The 21,235-nt window shown below is 74.3% G+C and carries 22 protein-coding genes; 18 read left to right on the top strand and 4 right to left on the bottom strand.

The annotated features are described in order from the left end of the window. The first annotated feature begins 5 nt into the window (after positions 1-5). From Aiant_RS32640 to Aiant_RS32630, 3 genes are read left to right on the top strand one after another with little or no spacing between them, the layout of a single operon-like run. A complete protein-coding gene (locus tag Aiant_RS32640; RefSeq protein WP_189333522.1) occupies positions 6-437 on the top strand; it encodes an SRPBCC family protein in 432 nt (143 codons plus the stop codon). Further along, positions 434-844, top strand: coding sequence for an EVE domain-containing protein (locus tag Aiant_RS32635; protein WP_189333523.1), 411 nt, complete (start codon positions 434-436; stop codon positions 842-844). The genes Aiant_RS32640 and Aiant_RS32635 overlap by 4 nt, the downstream gene beginning before the upstream one ends. Further along, positions 841-1,281: a MarR family winged helix-turn-helix transcriptional regulator gene (locus Aiant_RS32630; protein ID WP_189333524.1), complete on the top strand. Its 441-nt coding sequence runs from the start codon at positions 841-843 to the stop codon at positions 1,279-1,281. Before Aiant_RS32635 ends, Aiant_RS32630 begins: the two co-directional genes overlap by 4 nt. 22 nt (positions 1,282-1,303) lie before the next feature. On the opposite strand, the gene Aiant_RS32625 is transcribed toward Aiant_RS32630, so the two are convergent. Together Aiant_RS32625 and Aiant_RS32620 are read right to left on the bottom strand one after the other, a co-directional pair. Further along, complete coding sequence (locus tag Aiant_RS32625; protein ID WP_189333525.1) at positions 1,304-3,508, bottom strand: molybdopterin oxidoreductase family protein; 2,205 nt, start codon at positions 3,506-3,508, stop codon at positions 1,304-1,306. A gap of 104 nt (positions 3,509-3,612) precedes the next feature. After that, positions 3,613-4,152 (bottom strand): helix-turn-helix domain-containing protein, encoded by a 540-nt coding sequence (locus tag Aiant_RS32620; protein WP_189333526.1) that lies wholly within the window; start codon positions 4,150-4,152, stop codon positions 3,613-3,615. A gap of 93 nt (positions 4,153-4,245) precedes the next feature. On the opposite strand from Aiant_RS32620, the gene Aiant_RS32615 reads away from it, so the two are divergent. The 4 genes from Aiant_RS32615 to Aiant_RS32600 all read left to right on the top strand — a co-directional run bounded on the left by Aiant_RS32615 (position 4,246) and on the right by Aiant_RS32600 (position 7,090). Next, a complete protein-coding gene (locus Aiant_RS32615) occupies positions 4,246-5,241 on the top strand; it encodes an NADH-quinone oxidoreductase subunit B family protein (RefSeq protein ID WP_189333527.1) in 996 nt (331 codons plus the stop codon). Continuing rightward, positions 5,222-5,713 carry a hypothetical protein gene (locus tag Aiant_RS32610; protein ID WP_189333528.1) on the top strand — a complete coding sequence of 164 codons (492 nt, stop codon included), beginning with the start codon at positions 5,222-5,224 and terminating at the stop codon, positions 5,711-5,713. Before Aiant_RS32615 ends, Aiant_RS32610 begins: the two co-directional genes overlap by 20 nt. Then, complete coding sequence (locus tag Aiant_RS32605; protein ID WP_189333529.1) at positions 5,710-6,306, top strand: DUF5947 family protein; 597 nt, start codon at positions 5,710-5,712, stop codon at positions 6,304-6,306. Before Aiant_RS32610 ends, Aiant_RS32605 begins: the two co-directional genes overlap by 4 nt. Before the next feature lie 229 nt (positions 6,307-6,535). Next, a complete protein-coding gene (locus Aiant_RS32600) occupies positions 6,536-7,090 on the top strand; it encodes a hypothetical protein (protein ID WP_189333530.1) in 555 nt (184 codons plus the stop codon). Positions 7,091-7,094: 4 nt separating this feature from the next. Here Aiant_RS32600 and Aiant_RS32595 read toward each other — a convergent pair whose 3' ends face one another. Continuing rightward, complete coding sequence (locus Aiant_RS32595; protein ID WP_189333531.1) at positions 7,095-7,409, bottom strand: hydrogenase maturation nickel metallochaperone HypA; 315 nt, start codon at positions 7,407-7,409, stop codon at positions 7,095-7,097. A 117-nt stretch (positions 7,410-7,526) separates the two neighbouring features. Between Aiant_RS32595 and Aiant_RS32590 the strand changes: the two genes are divergently transcribed. Genes Aiant_RS32590 through Aiant_RS32540 form a run of 11 tightly spaced genes read left to right on the top strand, consistent with a single transcriptional unit; the run spans position 7,527 to position 20,631 of the window. Next, entirely contained in the window at positions 7,527-9,266 is a 1,740-nt protein-coding gene (locus tag Aiant_RS32590; RefSeq protein ID WP_189333532.1) for a nickel-dependent hydrogenase large subunit, read from the top strand. A 5-nt stretch (positions 9,267-9,271) separates the two neighbouring features. Next, positions 9,272-10,486, top strand: coding sequence for a hypothetical protein (locus Aiant_RS32585; protein ID WP_189333533.1), 1,215 nt, complete (start codon positions 9,272-9,274; stop codon positions 10,484-10,486). Beyond that, positions 10,483-10,959 (top strand): hydrogenase maturation protease, encoded by a 477-nt coding sequence (locus tag Aiant_RS32580; RefSeq protein ID WP_189333534.1) that lies wholly within the window; start codon positions 10,483-10,485, stop codon positions 10,957-10,959. Before Aiant_RS32585 ends, Aiant_RS32580 begins: the two co-directional genes overlap by 4 nt. A 1-nt stretch (position 10,960) precedes the next feature. Further along, positions 10,961-13,543: a carbamoyltransferase HypF gene (gene hypF / locus Aiant_RS32575; RefSeq protein ID WP_189333535.1), complete on the top strand. Its 2,583-nt coding sequence runs from the start codon at positions 10,961-10,963 to the stop codon at positions 13,541-13,543. A 19-nt stretch (positions 13,544-13,562) separates the two neighbouring features. Next, positions 13,563-13,820, top strand: coding sequence for a HypC/HybG/HupF family hydrogenase formation chaperone (locus Aiant_RS32570; protein ID WP_189333536.1), 258 nt, complete (start codon positions 13,563-13,565; stop codon positions 13,818-13,820). Then, a complete protein-coding gene (gene hypD / locus Aiant_RS32565) occupies positions 13,817-14,905 on the top strand; it encodes a hydrogenase formation protein HypD (RefSeq protein ID WP_189333537.1) in 1,089 nt (362 codons plus the stop codon). The genes Aiant_RS32570 and hypD overlap by 4 nt, the downstream gene beginning before the upstream one ends. Then, a complete protein-coding gene (gene hypE / locus Aiant_RS32560) occupies positions 14,902-15,945 on the top strand; it encodes a hydrogenase expression/formation protein HypE (RefSeq protein WP_189333538.1) in 1,044 nt (347 codons plus the stop codon). Before hypD ends, hypE begins: the two co-directional genes overlap by 4 nt. A 1-nt stretch (position 15,946) precedes the next feature. Continuing rightward, positions 15,947-16,624, top strand: coding sequence for a DUF6390 family protein (locus Aiant_RS32555; protein WP_189333539.1), 678 nt, complete (start codon positions 15,947-15,949; stop codon positions 16,622-16,624). A gap of 47 nt (positions 16,625-16,671) precedes the next feature. Then, complete coding sequence (locus Aiant_RS32550) at positions 16,672-17,259, top strand: D-alanyl-D-alanine carboxypeptidase family protein (protein ID WP_189333540.1); 588 nt, start codon at positions 16,672-16,674, stop codon at positions 17,257-17,259. Then, positions 17,252-19,213, top strand: a complete 1,962-nt coding sequence (locus Aiant_RS46045) for a sensor histidine kinase (protein WP_229830746.1) — start codon at positions 17,252-17,254, stop codon at positions 19,211-19,213. The genes Aiant_RS32550 and Aiant_RS46045 overlap by 8 nt, the downstream gene beginning before the upstream one ends. Next, entirely contained in the window at positions 19,192-20,631 is a 1,440-nt protein-coding gene (locus Aiant_RS32540; RefSeq protein ID WP_189333541.1) for a hypothetical protein, read from the top strand. The genes Aiant_RS46045 and Aiant_RS32540 overlap by 22 nt, the downstream gene beginning before the upstream one ends. On the opposite strand, the gene Aiant_RS32535 is transcribed toward Aiant_RS32540, so the two are convergent. Further along, complete coding sequence (locus Aiant_RS32535; RefSeq protein WP_189333795.1) at positions 20,604-21,206, bottom strand: response regulator; 603 nt, start codon at positions 21,204-21,206, stop codon at positions 20,604-20,606. The genes Aiant_RS32540 and Aiant_RS32535 overlap by 28 nt on opposite strands. Positions 21,207-21,235: the final 29 nt, after the last annotated feature.

Genomic DNA, 21,235 nt, shown 5'->3' with positions numbered 1-21,235 from the left:
ATTCCATGAAGACGATCGCCACCGCGAAGATCACCACCGACGTCCCGGCCCAGGCCTTCTTCGAGCGCTGGGCCGACATGGCCACCTGGCCGGAGTGGAACACGGACACCGACTGGGTCCGCCTCGACGGCCCGTTCCGCACCGGCGCGACCGGCAAGCTGAAGCCGAAAGGCGGCCCGGTGACCCGGTTCGTCGTGACGTCGCTCGTCCCGGGCCGCGAGTTCACCGACGTCTCGCTGCTGGCCGGCGCGCGCCTGACCTTCCAGCACCTGGTCACCGAGGAGCACGGCCGCACCACCGTCGCGGTCCGGGTCACCGTCACCGGCCCGCTCGCCTTCCTCTGGACCGCCGTTCTCGGCAAGGGCATCGCCTCGGGGATCGACGGCGACCTCGCCCGCCTCGAGGCCGCCGCCCGCGCGGCGGGGGTGCCGGCATGACCTCGCACTGGCTCGGCGTGGTGTGCCGGGACCACGTCCGGCGGGGTGTCCGGCTCGGCATCGCCCAGCTCGGGCACGGCAAGCGGACCGGGCTCGCCCGCCTCGCCCCCGGCGACCACCTCGTCTATTACTCCCCGCGGACCAGCCTGCGCGACGGCGCGCCGTTGCAGGCGTTCACCGCGCTCGGCACGGTCGCCGACGCGGAGATCTGGCAGGCCGACGAGGGTGACTTCCACCCGTGGCGGCGCCGGATCGACTACCTTCCGGACGTGATCGAGACACCGATCCGGTCCGTGCGCCTGGACCTCACCGCCCACCCGGGCTGGGGCGTCCAGCTGCGCCGGGGCCTGGTCCAGCTCACCGGCGCCGACTTCGCCCGCGTCCACGACGCCATGCGGGCGGCATGAGCCTGGCCACCGCGCACGAGAGCGCGGACGACAGCCCCGGCCTGCTGCTGTGGCAGGTCACCAACCGGTGGCAGGCCGCGCAGCGCGCCGCGCTCAAGCCGTTCGACCTGACCCATGTGCAGTTCGTGCTGCTGGCCACGCTCACCTACTTGCAGGCGTCCGGCCCGGTCACCCAGAAAGCGCTGGCCGGCATGGCCGCCACCGATCCGATGATGACCTCCCAGGTGCTCCGCGCGCTGGAGGGCCGCGACCTGGTGCACCGTCCCCCGGACCCGGCCGACCGGCGGGCCCGGGCGGTGGCCGTCACCGACGCCGGCCGCGACCTCGCCAACCGGGCGGTGGTCGCGGTGGAGGCGTGCGACGCCGCCTTCTTCGCCGCCCTCGGCGACGACCTGCCCACCTTCGTCACCGGCCTGCGCGCCCTGCGCCGCCCCTGACGCGCCTCTCCGCGCACCCGGATCAGGCGGGCTTGACCTCGACCGGGATGCCGTTGAGGACCGAGTTGCCGGAGAGCGGGTCGACGACCAACTCGTCGGTGAGCACGTTCGAGTTGACCCCCGGGTGGGCCGCCGCCACCGCCAGCCGGACGCCGGGCAGGTCGTGGCCCCAGCCGTGCGGCAGGCTGACCACCCCCGGCATCACCTGGTCGGTCACCTCGACCGTGACCGACAGTGACCCGGCCCGTGAGGTGATCGCGGCCGGTACCCCGTCCGCCAGGGTCAGCCGGGCCGCGTCCTCCGGGTGCACCTGGAGCGTGCACCGGTCCCGGCCCTTCACCAGCGCCGGCACGTTGTGCATCCAGCTGTTGTTGGAGCGCAGGTGCCGCCGCCCGATCAGGACCAGCCCGGGCCGCGGCCGGTCGAGCGCCGAGCGCAACCGTTCGGTCTCGGCGGCGAGCGGCGGCGCGCACAGCTCGATCAGGCCGCTCGGCGTGCGCAGCACCTCCGGGATCCGCGGCTTGAGCGGTCCCAGGTCGACCCCGTGCGGGGCGTCCAGCAGGCGCTGCAAGGACAGCCCGTCCGGAGCCGCGCCGAACCAGTCCCCGTACGCCCCGGTCCGCAACGCCACGTCCAGCAGCCGCTCGGCCGGTCCCGCCCCGGTCACCTGCTGCCGCAGCTCACCGGCGTCCCGGCCGAGCGCGGCACCGACCTTCCGCAGCGCCCCGCCCAGCAACTCCTCGTGCAGGTCCCCCTGGCGACCGGAAACGATCAGGATCAGCCGGGCCAGGATGTCGCACTCGTCCAGCGCGCCCGGCTCCGCCGCCAGCACCGGCGGTGAGTACGCCGCGAAGTTCCGCACCGCCAGGGCCAGGAACGAGAAGTCGTAGTGCCCCTTCCGGGTCGCGTCCAGCGGCGGCAGGATCACGTCCGCGTGCCGGGTGGTCTCGTTCAGGTAGGGGTCGACGCTGACCATGAAGTCCAACCCGCCGAGCGCCCGGTCCAGGCGGCCGCTGTTCGGCGTCGACAGCACCGGGTTCCCGGCGACCGTGAGCAGCGCCCGGACCTGCCCCTCCCCCGGCGTCTCGATCTCCTCGGCCAGCACCGCGACCGGCAGCTCGCCCTTCACCTCGGGCAGCCCGCGGACCCGGCTGTGCCAGCGGCCGACGGTGAATCCCCTGCCGCCCGGCTCGGTGTTCGGCCGCAGGTGCGCGGCGAGCGGGAACATCACGCCGCCCGGCCGGTCCAGGTTGCCGGTGAGCACGTTGAGCACGTCGACGAGCCAGCTGGTCAGCGTGCCGAACTCGACCGTGCAGGTGCCGATCCGCCCGTAGACCGCCGCGGTCGGCGCCGCCGCCAGCTCCCGCGCCAGCCCCCGGATCCGCTCGGCGGAAACATCACAGACCGCGGCGACCTTCTCCGGCGGGAAACTCACGGCCAGCTCGCGGACGAGGTCGACCCCGCTGACGTACGCCGTGAGCCGCCCCAACTCGGTCAGCCCCTCGTCGAACAGGGTGTGCACCATCGCGAACAGCAGGAACGCGTCGGTGCCCGGCCGGATGAACAGGTGCTCGTCGGCGGCGTCGGCGGTCCGGGTGCGCCGCGGGTCGACCACCACGAACCGGCCACCCCGGGCCTGGATCGCCTTGAGCCGCCCGGGGAAGTCCGCCGCGGTGGCCAGGCTGCCGTTCGACTCCCACGGGTTGGCGCCGAGCATCAGCAGGAAGTCGGTGCGGTCCAGGTCGGGCACCGGAATGGCGAGCGGGCTGCCGTACAGATAACCGCAGGACACGTGCTTGGGCATCTGGTCGACGGTGCTGGCGGAGAAGATGTTGCGGGTGCCGAGCGCCTTGAGCAGCGGCGTCAGGTAGAGCCCGCCGGCCATCGTGTGCACGTTCGGATTCCCGAGGTACGCGGCGACCGCCTGCGGCCCGTACGTCTCGAGGATCGGCCGCAGCCCGGCCTCGACCGCCGCGAACGCCTCGTCCCAGGAGACCTCCTCGTGCCGGCCGTCGGCCCGCCGGACCAGCGGCCGGCGCAGCCGGTCCGGGTCCTCGGAGAGCCGCCCGAACGTCGCACCCTTCGGGCAGATGAAGCCGTGACTGAAGACGTGCTCCCGATCCCCCCGGACCGCGGTCACCGTCTCCCCGGTCACGGTCAGCTCCAGCCCGCAGGCGGCCTCACAGAGCGGACACGTGCGGTACGCCGTGCGGGTCACGTCGGCCATGACGTCTCACCAGCCTTCCGGGCTTTTGTTACTCATGAGTATCGGAGCCCGGGCCGCTCCGTCAACTGCTCCGGCCACCGGGACGGGCCGGGCGTTCGCGACGATCAGCGGAACGGGGCCTCGCCGAAGATCTCCTGGATGCGGTAGAGGTCGCGGAGACGGGGTTCGGTGGCGCCGGAGACCCAGCGGCTGATCGTCTTGGTGGAGACGTCCAGGCGGCGGGCGGCCGCCTCCATGGTCAGGCCCTCGCTGCGGAGCAGGGCGGTCAGCCAGAGGGCGAACGACGGGGCCGGCTCCCGCGTACCCGGAAGGGGTGTCGCGGCCGGGGCCGGATCGGCCCTGGCCGGCGGCGGGGCCGGGGCCGGGACCTCGTCGCCGGTCGTGCTGAGCACGTCGACCTCGGCCCAGGACGGGAAGATCCGCAGCGAGATCTGCAGGCGGCCGGTCACCCCGGCCGCGGTCAGCAGCACGTCGGCCACCCGGTCGCAGAGCTGGCGCACGTCGTCGTCGGAGACCGGCCGGCCGGTGAGCTGCCGGCGCAGGAAGGCGCGCACGTCGGGGAGCGCCGACGGGCGGGCCGGGAAGGACTGGGTGACCACCACGAGCGGGAGGATCTCGATGCTCTCCGGGGCGTCCGGAACCATGGCGTCACCTTACGCCGGCCCGGACGGGTGACCAGCTTCTGCGAGCGGCCGCGGGAGCCTAGGCTGCCGGGTATCGAGCGGACGGTGACGGCGATGCTGCCAACAGACTTCGGCGACGATCGGGTGCTGCACATCCTGTGGATGAACGGCGGCCTCAGCTGCGACGGCGAATCGGTCTCGCTGACCGCCGCGACCCAGCCGAGCATCGAGGAGATCGTGCTCGGCGCGCTGCCCGGCCTGCCGCCGATCGAGCTGCACTGGCCCTATCTGGACTATCAGAACGGTCCGGACCTGATGACCTGGTGGCACCGCGCGGAGCGGGGCGAGCTGGACCCGTTCATCCTGGTGGTCGAGGGTTCGGTGCCGGACGAGCGCAACAAGCCGGAGGGGTATTGGAGCGGGTTCGGCAACGACCCGGTGACCGGTCAGCCGATCACCGTGAGCGAGTGGCTGGACCGGCTCGCGCCCCGGGCCACCGCGGTGGTCGCGGTCGGGACCTGCGCGGCGTACGGCGGGATCCACGCGATGGCCGGCAACCCGACCGGCGCCATGGGCGTGCCGGACTACCTGGGCCGGGAGTGGCGCTCGACGGCCGGGGTGCCGGTGGTCTGCGTGCCCGGCTGCCCGACCCATCCGGACAATCTCTCGGAGACCCTGGTCTACCTGCTGAACCAGGTCGCCGGGCAGGCGCCGATGATCCCGCTCGACGAGGAGTTGCGCCCGCGGTGGCTGTTCGAGGCGACCGTGCACTCCGGCTGCGACCGCGCGTCCTATTACGACCAGAGCGACTTCGTGGCCGGGCCCGGCTCGTCCGCCTGCCTCGTCAAGATCGGCTGCTGGGGCCAGGTGGTGCGGTGCAACGTGGCGAAACGGGGCTGGATCAACGGGGTGGGCGGCTGCCCCAACGTGGGCGGCATCTGCATCGGCTGCACCATGCCCGGCTTCCCGGACAAGTTCCAGCCGTTCATGGAGAACCCGGTGGGCGCGGCGACCGGGCCGGTCACCGCGTTCGTGCCGCTGGTGCAGACCCTGCGCGGTTTCACCGTCCGGGTCGGCATGGAGCCGGTCGATGAGCCCGCCCGATCCTGACACCGTGGCCGCGCGGATCGAGGGGCTGCTGGCCGCCCTGCGCGCCGGGCCGGATCCGCGGGCCGCGGACACCGCCGAGGAGCTGGTCCGCTGCCTGGTCCAGCTCTACGGCGCCGGGCTGGGCCGGATCACCGCCGCGCTCGGCCCGGAACGGGTCACCGAGCTGTGCGCGGACCCGCTGGTGGCGAGCCTGCTGCTGATCCACGACCTGCATCCGGTGCCGGCCGCCGACCGGATCCGCGCGGCGGTTCCCGGCGCCGTCATCGACCTGGACCCGGACGGCACCGTGCACGTGCATGCCGCCGAGCCGGCCCCGGGCTGCGGCGGCACCCGGCAGGCGCTGGTCCAGCGGATCGAGGCCGCGGTGCGCCGGGCGGCGCCCGAGGCGGGCCCGGTCGACGTCCGGTTCCCACCCGCCCGGCCGGCCCTGCTCCAGATCTCCCGCCGGCCCGGCGCGGTGCGCTCGCCGTGAGCCTGCGCCGCTTCGCCCGGCCGGGCGCGGGCCCGGTACGCCGCTGCGAGCTCTGCGGCGAGCCGCTGGGTGAGCCGCACGGTCACCTGGTGGCGCTGGACGATCGGGCGCTGCGCTGCGTCTGCCGGGCCTGCCACCTGCTGTTCGCCCCGGAGGGCGCGGGCCGGCTCCGGGCGATCCCGAACCGCTACCTGACCGATCCTGACCATCCCCTCGACGGGTCGGACTGGAACCGGCTGGGCATCCCGGCGCTCCCGGTGTTCGTCTTCGTCAACAGCGACCTGGGCCGGCCGGTGGCCTGCTGCCCGAGCCCGGCCGGCACCACCGAGTCCACGGTGGATCCGGGCGACTGGGCGGCGCTGGGTGAGGTGTGCCCGCTGTTCCGGATGCCCGCCCCGGACGTCGAGGCGATCTACGTCAGCCGTACCCCGGAGGGCCTCGACGCCGCCCTCGTCCCGATCGACGTCTGTTTCGCGCTGGCCGGCGCGATCCGGCTGCACTGGCGGGGGCCGGACGGTGGTTCCGAGGTGCGCCGGGCATTGACCACGTTCCAGCGACGGATCGGCGAACGCGCCCGTCACTCGATCGGCTGAGTGCACTCGCCCAGCGCCGCCGGCCACCGGACACAACTGTCCGGCACCACCCGTGACCAGGTGTTCCCTTCCTCCGCAGGCGCCCAGAGCTGGGCGGACACGCTTGGGGCTGGTGGCCGTCGGGGAGGGTAGGGCAACGTGACCAGCACGCCAGACCGGCACCGTCATGAGCGGTGACCCCCTTGCCGGAGGGCGCCCCCGCTACGACGAATCCCCGAGGAGCGAGAACGTGATCTGGCACCGCATCTCCGAGCACCGGGCCCTGGCCGTCGCCAATGCCGGACGGTGGTACCTGCCGTTCGAGCCACCGCCGGCCCGGCCGGCCGGAATATCGCTGCTCGAGCTGCCCACCGACGAGTCGTCGGTCACCGTCGCGGTGGTCCGTGAGCCCGCCACCGGCTGCCACCGGATGGTGTCCCGGCTGGCCGAGCTCGCGGCGGCCGACGAGCTCCTCGTGGTGCTCGGGTCGGACGGCCCGGCGCTGACGGCCGGTTCGGCCGTGATCGCCGGGCTTCGTCGCCGTCTGACCCGGCACCACGTGGTCCCGATGCCGGCCCGGCAGGACCGCGCCTGGCTGCGGGAGAACCTCACGGCGCTGCACAACTGCCTGGCCGACGGGAGCCTGCCGGTGCTGGTCACCTCGCCCGCGGCGCTGCACTCGGTGGCCGCCGAGACCGCCAGCAGCGTGCACGCCGACCGGGTGGTCGGGGTGCGGCACACGCCCGCCGACGCGGAGCTGGTCCCCATCTGGCACCGGCAGCCGGTGGTCGCGCTGGCCGGGTGACCGGTCAGGCCAGTTCCATCGTGACTATCTCCAGCTCCCGTCCGCCGGTGACCGCCACGTCGGCGCTCCCGCACGAGCAGAGCAGGATCTGATCGGGCAGCTCGCTCTCCCGCCCGCAGGCTCGGCACAGGACGGTCGCCGGCCGGTGCTCGATGACCAGTTCGATGCCCGCCGCGGCCAGCTGGAAGCCGAACCGCAGGGCGTCGGGCTGCACCGCGTGCAGCGCGCCGACCCGCACGGTGACCCGGCGCACCGGGCGACCGGCCGCGCGGTCCCGGACCTCGCCGGCGATGCCCTCGGCGATCGACAACTCGTGCACGTTCGCGCCTCCGGGATACCCGGTCAGGTGGTGTTCGCCGGGCCGATTGACAGTCTCCCACGCACCGCGCAAGGCTGTTACACGCGTCACACTATCGGGCGGGACGGTGGAGACCGCATGACCGAGCTCGTGGAGATGGCCTGGGATCCGATCACCCGGATCGTCGGCAGCCTGGGCATCTACACCAAAATCGACTTCGAGCGCCGGGTCGTCGCCGAGTGCCGGAGCACCAGCTCGATCTTCCGCGGGTACTCGATCTTCATGAAGGGCAAGGACCCGCGGGACGCGCACTTCATCACCAGCCGGATCTGCGGCATCTGCGGCGACAACCACGCCACCTGCTCCTGTTACGCGCAGAACATGGCGTACGGCGTGAAGCCCCCGCCGCTCGCCGACTGGATCGTGAATCTGGGCGAGGCCGCCGAGTACATGTTCGACCACAACATCTTCCAGGAGAACCTGGTCGGGGTCGATTACTGCGAGAAGATGGTGGCCGAGACCAACCCGGGCGTGCTGGAGCTGGCCGACCGGACGCAGGCCCGGCACGCCGACCGGCACGGCTTCCGCACCGTCGGCGACATCATGCGCTCGCTCAACCCGTTCACCGGTGAGTTCTACCGCGAGGCGCTCCAGGTCAGCCGGATGACCCGCGAGATGTTCTGCCTGATGGAGGGGCGCCACGTGCACCCGTCCACGCTGTACCCGGGCGGGGTCGGCACGGTCGCCACCAGCCAGCTGATGACCGACTATCTGACCCGGCTGATGCGCTACATCGAGTTCATGAAGAAGGCCGTGCCGATGCACGACGACCTCTTCGACTTCTTCTACATGGCGCTGCCCGGCTACGAGGAGGTCGGCAACCGCCGGGTCCTGCTGGGTTGCTGGGGGTCCTTCCAGGACCCCGAACACTGCGATTTCCGGTACGCCGGGATGGCCGACTGGGGTCGCAAGATGTACGTCACCCCGGGCATCGTCGTCGACGGCAAGCTGATCACCACCGACCTCGTGAAGATCAACCTGGGGATCCGGATCCTGCTCGGCTCGTCGTACTACGACGACTGGGCGGACCAGGAGATCTTCGTGACCCAGGACCCGCTCGGCAACCCGGTCGACCGCCGCCACCCGTGGAACCAGCACACCAACCCGCACCCGCAGAAACGCGACCTGGACGACAAGTACAGCTGGGTGATGTCGCCGCGCTGGTTCGACGGCAAGGACTACCTGGCCCTGGACACCGGCGGCGGCCCGCTGGCCCGGCTCTGGACCACGGCGCTGGCCGGGCTGGTCGACATCGGGTACGTCCGCTCGACCGGGTCGAGCGTGCGGATCAACCTGCCGAAAACGGCGCTCAAGGGTCCGGTCGAGCTGGAGTGGACCATCCCGCGGTGGAGCAACACGCTGGAGCGCAACCGGGCGCGGACCTACTTCCAGGCGTACGCCGCCGCCTGCGCGCTGCACTTCGCCGAGCGGGCGCTGGGCGAGATCCGGGCCGGGCGGACCAAGACCTGGGAGCCGTTCGAGGTGCCGGACGAGGGCATCGGCTGCGGCTTCACCGAGGCGGTGCGCGGCGCGCTCTCGCACCACATGGTGATCCGGGACGGCCGGATCGCGAACTACCACCCGTACCCGCCGACGCCGTGGAACGCCGGGCCGCGGGACAGCTTCGGCACCCCGGGACCGTACGAGGACGCGGTGCAGGGCCAGCCGATCTTCGAGGAGAACGACCGGGAGAACTTCAAGGGCATCGACATCATGCGTACGGTGCGCAGCTTCGACCCGTGCCTGCCCTGCGGCGTGCACATGTATCTCGGCGGCGGGAAGAAGCTGGAGCTGACCCACTCCCCGGCGGGCGGGTGACCGGGATGACGCCCAGCCTGGACGCCGCCCGGGCGGTCGCGGACGCGGTGCTCTACGAGGGTTACCTGCTCTACCCGTACCGGGCCGGCGCGCTGAAGAACCGGTTCCGGTGGCAGTTCGGCGTGCTCGGGCCGCCCGGGGCGCAGCCGTCGGCGTTCGCCGAGCCGGCCGGGATGAGCATGCAGTGCCTGGTCGCGCCGGGCGACTTCGGGTACGGCGTGGTCGACATCCACCTGCGGTTCCTCCAGGTGCAGGCCCGCCGGGTGACCGGGGTGCCGGCGGTGCTGAGCTGCGACGAGGCGGTGCCCCGGGAGATCGTGCTGCCCGGGGTGCCGCTGTGCGGGTCCACCACCTACCGGGTGAGCGTGCCCGGCGGCGAGGAGGTCACCGACGTCCCGCCGGACGGGTGGATCCTGCGGTCCCGGCGGCCGCTGGCCGCCCGGGTCCGTACCGTGGCCGAACCGGACGGCGACCTGCTGCGGCTCACCGTCGAGGTCGAGAACGAGCACCCCGGCCCGGTCACCGGCAAGGACGCCGCGCTGCGGCACTCGCTGGTCGCCACCCACCTGCTGCTCCGCACGCACGGCGCGACCTTCGTCTCGGTGCGCACCGACCGCCCGGAGGCGGCCCGCTGCCGGCAGCACCGCTGCTGGCCGGTGCTGGCCGGGCCGCCGGACACCACCGGCCTGCTGCTCGGCTCGCCGATCATCCTGGACGACCACCCGCACATCGCCGAGCAGAGCCCGGGCGACCTGTTCGACGCCACCGAGATCGACGAGCTGCTCAGCCTGCGGGTGATGACGATGACCGAGCAGGAGAAGGCCGAGGCCCGGGCCACCGACCCGCGCGCCGCCGCGATCGTCGACCGCTGCGACCGGATGGGCGCGGACGACCTGCTCGCCCTGCACGGCGTCCGGCTCCCCCCGGCCTCGCCGGAGCTGATGGTGAACGGCGTGACGGTGGCCGCCGGCACCCGGGTGCGGCTGCACCCGTCGCGGCGGGCCGACGCGCAGGACCTGTTCTTCGCCGGCCGGGTGGCCCGGGTCTGCGCGATCCGGTCCGACGTGGACGGTGGCGTGCACGTCGCCGTGGTGCTGGCCGAGGACCCGGCCGCCGACCTGCACGACTGGTACGGCCGGTACCTGTACTTCGCGCCCGACGAGGTCGAGCCCCTGCCGGACGAGGCGGAGCCGAGCGGCGGAGCAGGACCGAGCCGATGACCGCACGCGTCCTGGTCGCCGGCATCGGCAACCTCTTCCTCGGCGACGACGGCTTCGGTCCGGAGGTGGTCCGGCGGCTGCTCGCCGGCGACCCGTTGCCGGCCGGCGTCCGGGTCACCGACTACGGCATCCGCGGCATGCACCTCGCCTTCGACCTGCTCGATCCGTACGACGCGGTGATCCTGGTGGACGCGCTGCCCGGCGAGGGGCAGGCCGGGCTGGTCGAGGTGCTGCGGGTGACCGGTGTCCCGGACGGGCGGGACCTCGACGGGCACCAGATGGACCCGGCCGCGGTGCTGGCCGCGGTGGTCCGGCTCGGCGGGACGGTGCCGGACACGTACGTCGTCGGCTGCCGGGTCGCCACGGTCGGCGAGGGGATCGGGCTGAGCGCGCCGGTGGCCGCCGCCGTGCCGGCCGCGGCCGCGACGGTCCGCGCGCTGACCGCCTCGGTGGCGGGCGCCGGAGGGGGCTGACATGTGCCTAGGCATCCCGGGGCGGGTGCTGTCGGTGCTGCCCGGCAACGCGGGACAGCTCGCGCTGGTCGACGTGGTCGGCGCCGAGCGGCAGGTGAACATCGGCATGCTCGACGCGCCGCCCGCCCCGGACGACTGGGTGCTGATCCACCTGGGCTTCGCCGTCGAGATCATCGACGCGGAGCGGGCCGCCCGGGCGCTCGGCGCTCTGGAGCTGATCGGCCGGCCGCGCGACGACGCCGCCCGGATCCGGCGCCGCTACACCGTGTCCGGGCTGGTGCAGGGCGTCGGGTTCCGGCCGTTCGCCTACGCCGTGGCGGGTGAGCTGGCGCTGGCCGGGTCGGTGGTGAACACCGTGGACGGCGTGGTGGTCGAGGTGGAGGGGGACGCCGGGGCGGTGCACGAGTACGGCCGCCGGCTGCGTGACCGGCCACCGCCGCTGGCCCTGGTCACCGCGGTGCGTGCGGAGCCGCTCCCGGCCGAGGGCGGCACCGGGTTCACCATCGGCGCCTCCGGCTCGGCCGCGCCGGCCCGCACACTGGCCTCCCCCGACGTGGCGATCTGCGCCGACTGCCTGGCCGAGCTGCACGACCCGGCCGACCGCCGGCACCGGCACCCCTTCATCTCCTGCGTCAACTGCGGGCCGCGTTTCACGATCATCGAGAGCCTTCCGTACGACCGCGCCACCACCACGATGGCCGGCTTCCCGATGTGCGCGGCGTGCGAGGCCGAGTACCGCGATCCGGCCGACCGGCGGTTCCACGCCCAGCCGATCGCCTGCCCGGACTGCGGCCCCCGGCTGGAGCTGATCGCCCCGGCCGGCGCACCGACCGGCGCGGACGCGCTCGCCGGGGCCGGGAAGCTGCCGGCCACCGGCGCGGACGCGCTCGCCGAGGCCCGGCGGCTGCTGGCCGCCGGGCGGATCGTGGCCGTGAAAGGGCTCGGCGGTTACCACCTGGCCTGCGACGCGACCAGCGGCGCCGCGGTCGCCGAGCTGCGTCGCCGCAAGAACCGTGGCGGGAAGCCGTTCGCGGTGATGGTCACCGACCTGGCCGCCGCCCGGCGGCTCGCGGAGGTCGGTGACGAGGCGGCCGCGCTGCTCACCGGCGTCCAGCGCCCGATCGTGCTGCTCCCCCGGCGGCCGGGCGCGGCAGTCGCCGCCGAGGTCGCCCCGGACACCCCGGACCTGGGCATCCTGCTGCCCTACACGCCGCTGCACGTGCTGCTGCTCGGCCTGCCGGGTGACCCGCCCGGCCCGCCGGCCCTGGTGATGACGTCCGGGAACCGGGCCGGCGAGCCGATCGTGACCGGTGACGCGGAGGCGGTCCGCCGGCTGACCGGCCTCGCCGACGCCTGGCTGCGGCACGACCGGGAGATCCGGGCGCCGTGCGACGACTCGGTCAGCCGGCCCCTCGCCGGTGGAACCGGACTACCGATCCGCCGGTCCCGGGGCTACGCGCCGCTGCCCCTGACACTGCCGTTCCCGATCCGGCCGACCCTGGCCGTCGGCGCCGACCTGAAAAACACCTGCGCGCTCGGCGACGGCCGGTACGCCTGGCTCAGCCAGCACCTCGGCGACCTCGACGAGCTCGCCACCCTCGACGCGCTGACCGGCGCCGAGCGGCACCTGGAACGGCTCACCGGGGTCCGCCCGGAGGTGCTCGCCGCCGACCCGCACCCCGGCTACCGGTCCACCGGCTGGGCCCGCGCGCACGCCGCCGGCCGCCCGGTCCGGCTGGTCCAGCACCACCACGCGCACATCGCTGCGGTGATGGCCGAGCACGGGCTGGGCCGGGACGAGCGGGTGATCGGCTTCGCGTTCGACGGGACCGGGTACGGGCCGGACGGCGCGATCTGGGGCGGCGAGGTGCTGATCGCCGGCTACCGCGACTACCGGCGGGCCGCCCACCTCGGGTACGTCCCGCTCGCCGGCGGGGACGCGAGCGTGCGGCGGACGTACCGGATGGCCCTGGCCCACCTGCGGGCCGCCGAGGTGCCGTGGGATCCGGACCTGCCGCCGGTGGCCGCCTGCCCGCCGGCCGAGCGGCGGGTCCTCGACCATCAGCTCGCCACCGGGCTGGGGTGCGCGCCGACCTCCAGTGTGGGGCGGCTGTTCGACGCGGTCGCCGCGCTCGCCGGGGTACGCCAGACGGTCGCCTACGAGGCCGAGGCGGCGATCGTCCTGGAGGGTGTGTCCCGTGCGCGGGGGAACGGGACGCTCCGGCCGTACGAGAACTGTCTGAGCGAAGCCGGACCACCGCGGACCTGGCCGTGGGTCGCGGACCCGGCGCCGCTGATCCGGGCGGTCGCCGGCGATGTGCGGGCCGGCCTGCCCGCGGCCGTGATCGGCGCACGGTTCCACGCGACCCTGGCCGGCCTGATCGGGGTGCTGGCCGACCGGTGCCGGACCGTGACCGGGCTCGGCGTGGCCGTCCTCGGCGGCGGCGTCTTCCAGAACACCCTGCTGATCGAGTCGGCGACCCGGGAGCTGCGGGACCGCGGCTTCACGGTGCTGCGGCCCGGCCTGCTCCCGCCCAGCGACGGCGGCCTCGCCCTGGGCCAGCTCGCGGTGGCCGGGTGGTGAACGAAGGAGGGAACCAGCCATGTGCCTGGCCGTCCCCGGACGGGTGCTGAGCGTCGTCGAGACCGACGGCACCCGGATGGCCGAGGTCGACTTCGGCGGCGTCCGCAAGGACGTCTGCCTGGAGTACGTCCCGGACGCCACGGTCGGCGAGTACGTCATCGTGCACGTCGGCTTCGCCATCCAGCGCCTCGACGAGGAGTCCGCGATCCGCACCCTGGCCGGCTTCGCCCGGCTGGGCCTACTGAACGAGGAGTTCGGGGAGCGAGGAACGCCGTGAAGTACCTGGACGAGTTCAGCGATCCGGACCTGGCGGCCGGCCTGCTGGAGCAGATCCACGCGAGCGTCACCCGGCCGTGGGCGCTGATGGAGGTGTGCGGCGGGCAGACCCACTCGATCATCCGGCACGGCATCGACCAGCTGCTGCCGGACGGCATCGAGATGATCCACGGGCCGGGCTGCCCGGTCTGCGTGACCCCGCTGGAGACCATCGACCGGGCGCTGGCGATCGCCGCGCAGCCGGACGTGATCTTCTGCTCGTTCGGCGACATGCTGCGGGTGCCGGGCAGCGGCCGGGACCTGTTCACGGTGCGCAGCGAGGGCGGCGACGTCCGGGTGGTCTACTCCCCGCTCGACGCGGTCCGGCTGGCCCGGGAGAACCCGGACCGGGAGGTGGTGTTCTTCGGGATCGGGTTCGAGACCACCGCGCCGGCCAACGCGATGACCGTGCGCCAGGCCCGGCGGCTCGGGCTGCGTAACTTCTCGCTGCTGGTGTCGCACGTGCTGGTCCCGCCGGCGATCGCCGCGATCATGGAGGCGCCGCGCTGCCGGGTGCAGGCGTTCCTGGCCGCCGGGCACGTGTGCAGCGTGATGGGCACCGGGGAGTACCCGCCGCTGGCCGCGAAGTACCGGGTGCCGATCGTGGTCACCGGGTTCGAGCCGCTGGACATCCTGGAGGGGGTGCGCCAGGCGGTCGGCCAGCTGGAGGCGGGACGGCACGAGGTGCGCAACGCGTACCCGCGGGCGGTCCGCGACGAGGGCAACCCGGCGGCCATGGCGATGCTGCGCGACGTGTTCGAGGTGACCGACCGGACCTGGCGGGGCATCGGGATGATCCCCGGCAGCGGCTGGCGGCTCGCCGAGCGGTACCGGGAGTTCGACGCGGAGCACCGGTTCGCGGTCGGTGACGTGCGGACCGCGGAGTCGCCGCTGTGCCGGTCCGGCGAGGTGTTGCAGGGGCTGCTGAAACCGGACGAGTGCGCGGCGTTCGGCACGCGGTGCACGCCGCGGAACCCGCTCGGGGCGACGATGGTGTCGTCCGAGGGGGCGTGCGCGGCCTATTACGCGTACCGGCGGCTCTCATGACGATCGACTTCGAGGGCTGGGCGTGCCCGCTGCCGCTGCGGGACACCCCGGCGATCGTGATGGGGCACGGCGGCGGCGGGGCGATGTCCGGCGACCTGATCAACCACCTGTTCCTGCCCGCGTTCGGCGACGTCGCGCTCACCGACAGCGCGGTGGTCACCGCCGGGACCGCCCGGCTGGCGTTCTCCACCGACTCCTTCGTGGTGCGGCCGATGTTCTTCCCGGGCGGCTCGATCGGCGACCTCGCGGTCAACGGCACCGTCAACGACCTGGCCATGTCCGGCGCCACCCCGCTCTACCTGTCGGCCGCGTTCATCCTCCAGGAGGGCACCCCGCTCCCCGCGGTCGGCCGGATCGCGACGGCCATGGGCGAGGCCGCGCGCGCCGCCGGGGTCCGGCTGGTCACCGGCGACACCAAGGTGGTCGACTTCGACAGCGGCGACGGCGTCTACGTCACCACCACCGGCATCGGCCTGGTCGCCGACGGCGTGGACCTCGGGCCGCACCGGGCCACGGCCGGCGACGCGGTCCTGGTCAGCGGGCCGCTCGGGGTGCACGGGGTGGCGGTGCTCAGCTGCCGGCAGGGCCTGGAGTTCGGCACCGAGGTGCGCAGCGACACCGCGCCGCTGCACGGCCTGGTCGCCGCGATGCTGGCCACCGGCGCGGACGTGCACACGCTGCGCGACCCTACCCGGGGCGGGCTGGCGGCCACCCTGAACGAGATCGCCGGGGCCGCGAAGCTCGGTGTCGAGCTGGTCGAGCGGGACCTGCCGGTGCCGGCCGAGGTGGCCGACGCCTGCCACCTGCTCGGCCTCGACCCGCTCCAGGTGGCGAACGAGGGGAAGCTGGTCGCGCTGGTCCCGCCGGACCAGGCCGACCGGGTGCTGGCCGCGATGCGGGAGCATCCGTACGGCCGGGACGCCTGCCGGATCGGCGTCTGCGTCGCCGAGCATCCGGGCATGGTGGTGGCGCGCACCGGGCTCGGCGGGACCCGGGTGGTGACCATGCCGATCGGCGAGCAACTGCCCCGGATCTGCTGAGGTGAGCGACGCCGGGGCGGTGCTGTTCGCCCGGTACGCGTACCCGCCGAACGAGCTGGGGCACTGCGGGCCGGACGGGGCCGCCGCGCTGCTCGACGCGGGCGCGCCGGACGAGATCGGGCGGCGGGCGCGGGGCTTCCACGGCGCCTGGACCTACCTGGAGTTCATCGCCCGCGCGGCCGGGCTGGACGATCCGCTGGACGAGGCGGTGGTGCGGGCGTACTGGCTCGGCGGCGAGCTGCTGGACCGGGTGCCCGGGGCGGAGCTGGCCGACTTCCTGCGGGCGCGGTTCGGCCCGGTCTTCGCGGGGCCGGCCGTGGCGCACCACGCGTTCCAGGTGTTCGCGGTGTACCCGTGGCTGGGGCTGCTGCGGCGTACCGGGCACCCGTCGGCGCTGACCGTGCTGGACCGGTGCCGGATCCGGCCCGGGACGGTGGTCGCGGTGGACGGGGAGCAGGCGGTGGTGCGCTGCCGCCCGCTGGTGTGGGACGGCGGCGCGCTGGCCGGCGGGCCGGTGCGGGAGGAGCGGGTGAGCTGGTCGGTGGGCGGGCGGGCGCTGCTGGCGGGGCTCGGCGTGGGTGATCGGGTGGCGTTGCACTGGGACTGGGTATGTGACCGGATCAGTGCGGGCGAGGCGGCCGGGCTGGTGGCGTACGAGAAGCGGATGGTGAATTTCTGAGTACGCGTACTCAGGAACGTGCGCCCGCGAGCCGGGATCTTGAGTACATGCCTCTGCACGAGACCGATCGGGGCGTGGCGGAGCCGAGGCGCCGCCGCGACCCGGTGTACGCCGCCGCCACCCGGCTGCTGGCCTTCGCCCTGGCCCCGGTGGCTGCCCTGATCACTGTTGGGCAGGCCCGGCAGACCGCCTGCCGGTGGGCGCTCACCGCGCGGTTCCCGGCGGAGAGCCTGGACGGGCTGGCCCCGGCCGCGCGGGCGGCGTTCGAGGCGGCCCGCACCCGGGCGCTGTGGGAGCACGGCGAGCTGATCGGGCTCACCTCCGGGTATCGCGACCACGGCACGCAGACCGTGCTGTACCTGGCCGAGGTGCGGCGCCGCGGGTCGGTGGCCGAGGCGCGGCGGTGGACGCTGCCGCCCGAGGAGTCCCGGCATGTGGCAGGCACGGCGATGGACGTCCGCCCCACGGAGGGGGCCCGGTGGCTGGAGCGACACGGGGCGCTGCACGGCCTCTACCGGGTTTACGACAACGAGTGGTGGCACTTCGAGTACCACCCCGGGGGCCGTCCGCCGCGCCTGCCGCATCCGGGCGCACACGCGTTCGCATCGATAGGCCATGATCTGCGCCATGGATAGCAACCGCCGGCCGGCGATCCTCACCGGGCTGAGTGGCTGCCTGCTGCTGATCTTCCTGCCGGCCTCGGTGAGCGGCGGGCTCAGCCTGGTCGCCCCGTTCGGCAGCGAGTACTACTCCGGGATGCCCCGGTCGGCGGCCGGGATCGTGGTCCTGCCGCAGGTCGCCGCGCTGGTCCTGGCGCTGCTGCTGGTGCGCTGGTGGCCCTGGCTGCTGGTGACGTCGGGGGTGTTGGTCGCCGGGATCACGCTGTCCACGATGCCGCGCGAGATGCTGCTGCCGGCCTACCTGATCGGGCCGGTGACCGTCACGTTCGCCCTGATCGGGGTGCTGGCCTGCGCGCAGCGCCTGTTCCTCGACGGCGCGCCACGCTGGGGCGCCGCGATCGCCGTGCTGGCGCTGGGCCTGCGGGTGTTCTCCGCGGCGGTGATCGGCCGCGGCGGCATGGCGTCCCGCGACTACCAGCTGCTCAAGGCCGGCGTGGTCGCGGTGGCGCTGTTCGGGCTGCTCGCGTTCGCCTGGCGGGTGCCGCGCGCCGGCCGTGCGCCGCTGAGCTGGGCGCGGGTCCGGCCGGTGCTGGCCGCCGGGGCCGCCGTGTTCCTGGTGATCCCGCTGTCGCTGGTGACCCGGGCCGACGTCGCCACGCTGCTCGGCATCGACTCGTCGGTCCTGTTCCGGCACCCGTGGGTGGAGAACGCGCTGGCCGGCGGGGCCACCCTGGTGCTGGCCGCCGGGCTGGCGGCGCTGGCCGGGCTGTGGTCGCTCGGCGGCGCGCTGACCATGGCCCTCGCCCAGGCCGGCATGGGCACGCCGCTGCTGCTGGCTTTCTTCGCGCTGGAGGGGCAGACCGCGGCCCGCTGGTCGGGTGTGCTGGCCGGGACCGCGATCGGGGTGCTGGCCGCGCTCACCCGGTGGCGGGTGGCGGTCGCCGGGACGCTGCACGTGCTGGCCGCCACCTCGCTGTTCATCGCCTGGTCGGCGACGACCGGCGACCCGGGCCGGATCGGCACCCAGCACCGGGTGGTCCCGGCGCTGATCATCCTGGTGCTGGTCGTCGCGGCGGTGACCGCGACCGCCGGCGCCACCGTGCCGGTGCTGGCCCGGCGCGGCTCGATCCCGGCGGTGCTCGGCCCGGTCGCCGGGCTGCTCGCGGCCAGCGCCGGGCTGCTGCTGGCGGCGACCTATGTGGAGGACGACGGCCTACCGGCCTCGGACACCCTGAACGCGGTGCGGCACCTGACCACCTCGGGCGTGCTGCTGCTGGTCGCCGGCGCCGCGGTCGGCGGCCTCGGGCTCGCCCACTACCTGACCGAACGCTGGGCGGAGCGGCGACGGGCCGAGGAGATCCGCCGGGAGGCGGCCGCCGCCGAGCGGGACCGGCTGGCCCGCCCGATCCACGACGGGGTGCTCCAGGTGCTGGCCATGGTGCAGCGGCAGGGCGCCGAGCCGGGCGCCACCGGCACCGCGCTGGCCGAGCTCGCCACGCTGGCCGGGCAGCAGGAGACCGCGCTGCGCAAACTGCTCGCCGGCGGCGGCACGCTGGTCCCGCCGGCCCGCGAGACCGAGGCGGTCGACCTGCGCGCGGCCCTGTCCGAACTGGCCGGTCCGGGGATCGAGGTCGCCACGCCGGCCGAGGCGGTGCCGCTGGCCGGGCACGAGGGCCGGGAGCTGCTCGCCGCGGTCCGCGCGGCCCTGGAGAACGTGCGCCGGCACGCCGGGTCCGGGGCGCGGGCCTGGCTGCTGCTCGAGGACGAGGGCGACGGCGTCCGGGTCACGGTCCGCGACGACGGGGCCGGGATCGCGCCGGGCCGGCTCGCCGAGGCGGAACGCGACGGGCGGCTCGGCGTCGCCCAGTCGATGCGCGGCCGGATCGAGGATCTGCGCGGCACCATGACCGTGGACAGCCGTCCCGGCGAGGGAACAGAGGTGGAGTTGTGGGTACCCCGTCGAGGCTGATCGGCACGTCGCTGCTGGCCATGACCTCGTTCCTGCTGGTGCCGTCGTTGCTCGACCTGATCGCCGGCGAGGGTTACGTGACGATCGTCGACGGGAACCCGCAACCGGACCCGGCCGCTGGCACGGGCCCGATCCGGCTCGCGCTGATCGGCGTGATCTGGCTGGTCAGCCTGATCGGGGCGATCCGCGGCGGCGCGATCCGGGTCCGGGCGATGCCGGTGCTGCTGGGCTGGGTCGTGGCGCCGGCGGCGCTGGCCGGGCTGCGGACGATGCTCGGCACCGTGCCGTGGGTGGACCGGCTGCTGGACGCGGTGCTGCTGGCGCTGGTGCTCGCCGTGCAGGCGGCGGCGCTGCTGAGTCCCGAGGCGAAGCGGACCAGGGTGTGGCCGGCCGCTGTCGCGACGCTGGCCGGGCTGGCGCTGACCTTCGGGATCGTGGTGTGGAACCCGTACCGGGCGCCGGTGATCCACACCGGGCCCGGGATCGAGGGCGCGGTGGCGGTGGCCTGGCCGGCCGGGCAGCATCCGGTGATCGTCACCATCGGCGGGGTGCGGTACTGCGAGGACGACCGGTGCGCGACCTTCCGCGGGGTGACCGGGTCGCCGGCCGCGGTGCAGGGGTACAGCACCGTCTCCATCGGTGCGGACGGCACCGTGGTCAAGGCGGCGCTCAGTGGCGGGACGGACACCGGCGGCCCGTTCGTGCAGTACGCCCGCTGCGACCGGGAAGGCTGCCGGACCGCGTACTTCCCGGTCCGGGCCTCGGCCGACGACGAGCTGGACCTGTACGGCCGGATCGAGGTCGCGGGCGCCGCCGCGCCGGACGGCTCGCTCTGGTTCTTGCTGGCCGTCCCGCAACCCGGCGGCCGGCACCGATTCACCATGGTCCACTGCGCCATCGCCTGCGTGCACCCGGACCGGTACCCGATCGGCGCCGCCGACCAGCCCGCGGACGACGGCTACCGGGACGGGATGCGGGCCCAGCTCCGGATCGGGGCGGACGGGCGGCCGCACGCGGGGTTCTGGGTGGGCCGCAGCATCCTGGAGCTGACCTGCGACCCGGACACCTGCGCCCACCCGCGGCAGGACAAGCGGCCCGGCGGCGACCCGGAGGCGGTGTGGGCGCTGACCGGCCGGGGGACGGTCGTCCACTCCGGAGGCAAGCTGTCCGACGGCCGGCAGACCTGGCAGCTGTCCGAGTCCGGCTCCGGCTCCGTCGCCGTCGACGAGCAGGCGACCTATGCGGCGGCCGGGGAGGAGGTGTGGCGCTGCGCCGACGTCGACTGTGACGCGGTGTCGCTGGGCACCCCGGCCCGGGGGCTCATCGCGGTCGGCGGGGACGGCCGGCTGCTGGTGATCCGCGACGACCGGGTGCTGCTGGTCGACAAGCCTTACGAGATGCCCTCCTCCAGGGCGTAACGGACCAGTTCGGCCCGGTTGTGCATCTGGAGTTTGCCGAGCGTGTTCTGCACGTGGTTCTGCACCGTGCGGTGCGAGAGCACCAGGCGCTCGGCGATCTGCTTGTACGACAACCCCTTCGCCACCAGCCGCAGCACCTCGGTCTCCCGCTCGGTCAGCCGCGGCCGCCCCGGTCGCCGGTACTCCCCCAGCACCAGCCCGGCCAGTCCCGGGGTGAACACCGGGTCGCCCTCCGCGGTCCGCCGCACCGCGTCCAGGAACTCCTGCCGCCCGGCAGATTTCAGCAGGTAACCGGTGGCCCCGGCCTTGACCGCCTCGAGCACGTCGCGGTGCTCGCCGCTGGCCGAGAGCATCAGGATCCGCACCCCGGGGTCGGCCGCCCGCAGCCCGTGGATCACCGCCACCCCGGACAGGTCGGGCAGTTGCAGGTCGAGCACCACCACGTCGGGCCGGGCCGCGGGGGCCACCCGCAGCGCCTGCCGCCCCTCGCCGACCGCGGCGGTGACCAGATATCCGGCCTCGCCGAGGTCCCGGGCCACCCCGTCCCGCCACATCGGGTGGTCGTCCACCACCATCACGCGTACCGCCACGCCGATCACCATAA

This window comes from Actinoplanes ianthinogenes, assembly GCF_018324205.1.
Taxonomy (GTDB): Bacteria; Actinomycetota; Actinomycetes; order Mycobacteriales; family Micromonosporaceae; genus Actinoplanes; species Actinoplanes ianthinogenes.
The sequence above is the reverse complement of the archived record's forward strand: the minus strand, read 5'-3'. Positions and strand labels throughout refer to the sequence as shown.

Bases quoted from the DNA above. Each gene is read 5' to 3' on its own strand.
- Aiant_RS32625 (WP_189333525.1), bottom strand. From the start codon at position 3,508: ATGGCCGACGTGACCCGCACGGCGTACCGCACGTGTCCGCTCTGTGAG.
- Aiant_RS32635 (WP_189333523.1), top strand. From the start codon at position 434: ATGACCTCGCACTGGCTCGGCGTGGTGTGCCGGGACCACGTCCGGCGG.
- Aiant_RS32570 (WP_189333536.1), top strand. From the start codon at position 13,563: ATGTGCCTGGCCGTCCCCGGACGGGTGCTGAGCGTCGTCGAGACCGAC.
- Aiant_RS32610 (WP_189333528.1), top strand. From the start codon at position 5,222: ATGAGCCCGCCCGATCCTGACACCGTGGCCGCGCGGATCGAGGGGCTG.
- hypF (WP_189333535.1), top strand. From the start codon at position 10,961: ATGTGCCTAGGCATCCCGGGGCGGGTGCTGTCGGTGCTGCCCGGCAAC.
- Aiant_RS32620 (WP_189333526.1), bottom strand. From the start codon at position 4,152: ATGGTTCCGGACGCCCCGGAGAGCATCGAGATCCTCCCGCTCGTGGTG.
- Aiant_RS46045 (WP_229830746.1), top strand. From the start codon at position 17,252: ATGGATAGCAACCGCCGGCCGGCGATCCTCACCGGGCTGAGTGGCTGC.
- Aiant_RS32615 (WP_189333527.1), top strand. From the start codon at position 4,246: ATGCTGCCAACAGACTTCGGCGACGATCGGGTGCTGCACATCCTGTGG.
- Aiant_RS32535 (WP_189333795.1), bottom strand. From the start codon at position 21,206: ATGGTGGTGGACGACCACCCGATGTGGCGGGACGGGGTGGCCCGGGAC.
- Aiant_RS32550 (WP_189333540.1), top strand. From the start codon at position 16,672: ATGCCTCTGCACGAGACCGATCGGGGCGTGGCGGAGCCGAGGCGCCGC.
- Aiant_RS32630 (WP_189333524.1), top strand. From the start codon at position 841: ATGAGCCTGGCCACCGCGCACGAGAGCGCGGACGACAGCCCCGGCCTG.
- Aiant_RS32580 (WP_189333534.1), top strand. From the start codon at position 10,483: ATGACCGCACGCGTCCTGGTCGCCGGCATCGGCAACCTCTTCCTCGGC.
- Aiant_RS32640 (WP_189333522.1), top strand. From the start codon at position 6: ATGAAGACGATCGCCACCGCGAAGATCACCACCGACGTCCCGGCCCAG.
- Aiant_RS32585 (WP_189333533.1), top strand. From the start codon at position 9,272: ATGACGCCCAGCCTGGACGCCGCCCGGGCGGTCGCGGACGCGGTGCTC.
- Aiant_RS32590 (WP_189333532.1), top strand. From the start codon at position 7,527: ATGACCGAGCTCGTGGAGATGGCCTGGGATCCGATCACCCGGATCGTC.
- hypE (WP_189333538.1), top strand. From the start codon at position 14,902: ATGACGATCGACTTCGAGGGCTGGGCGTGCCCGCTGCCGCTGCGGGAC.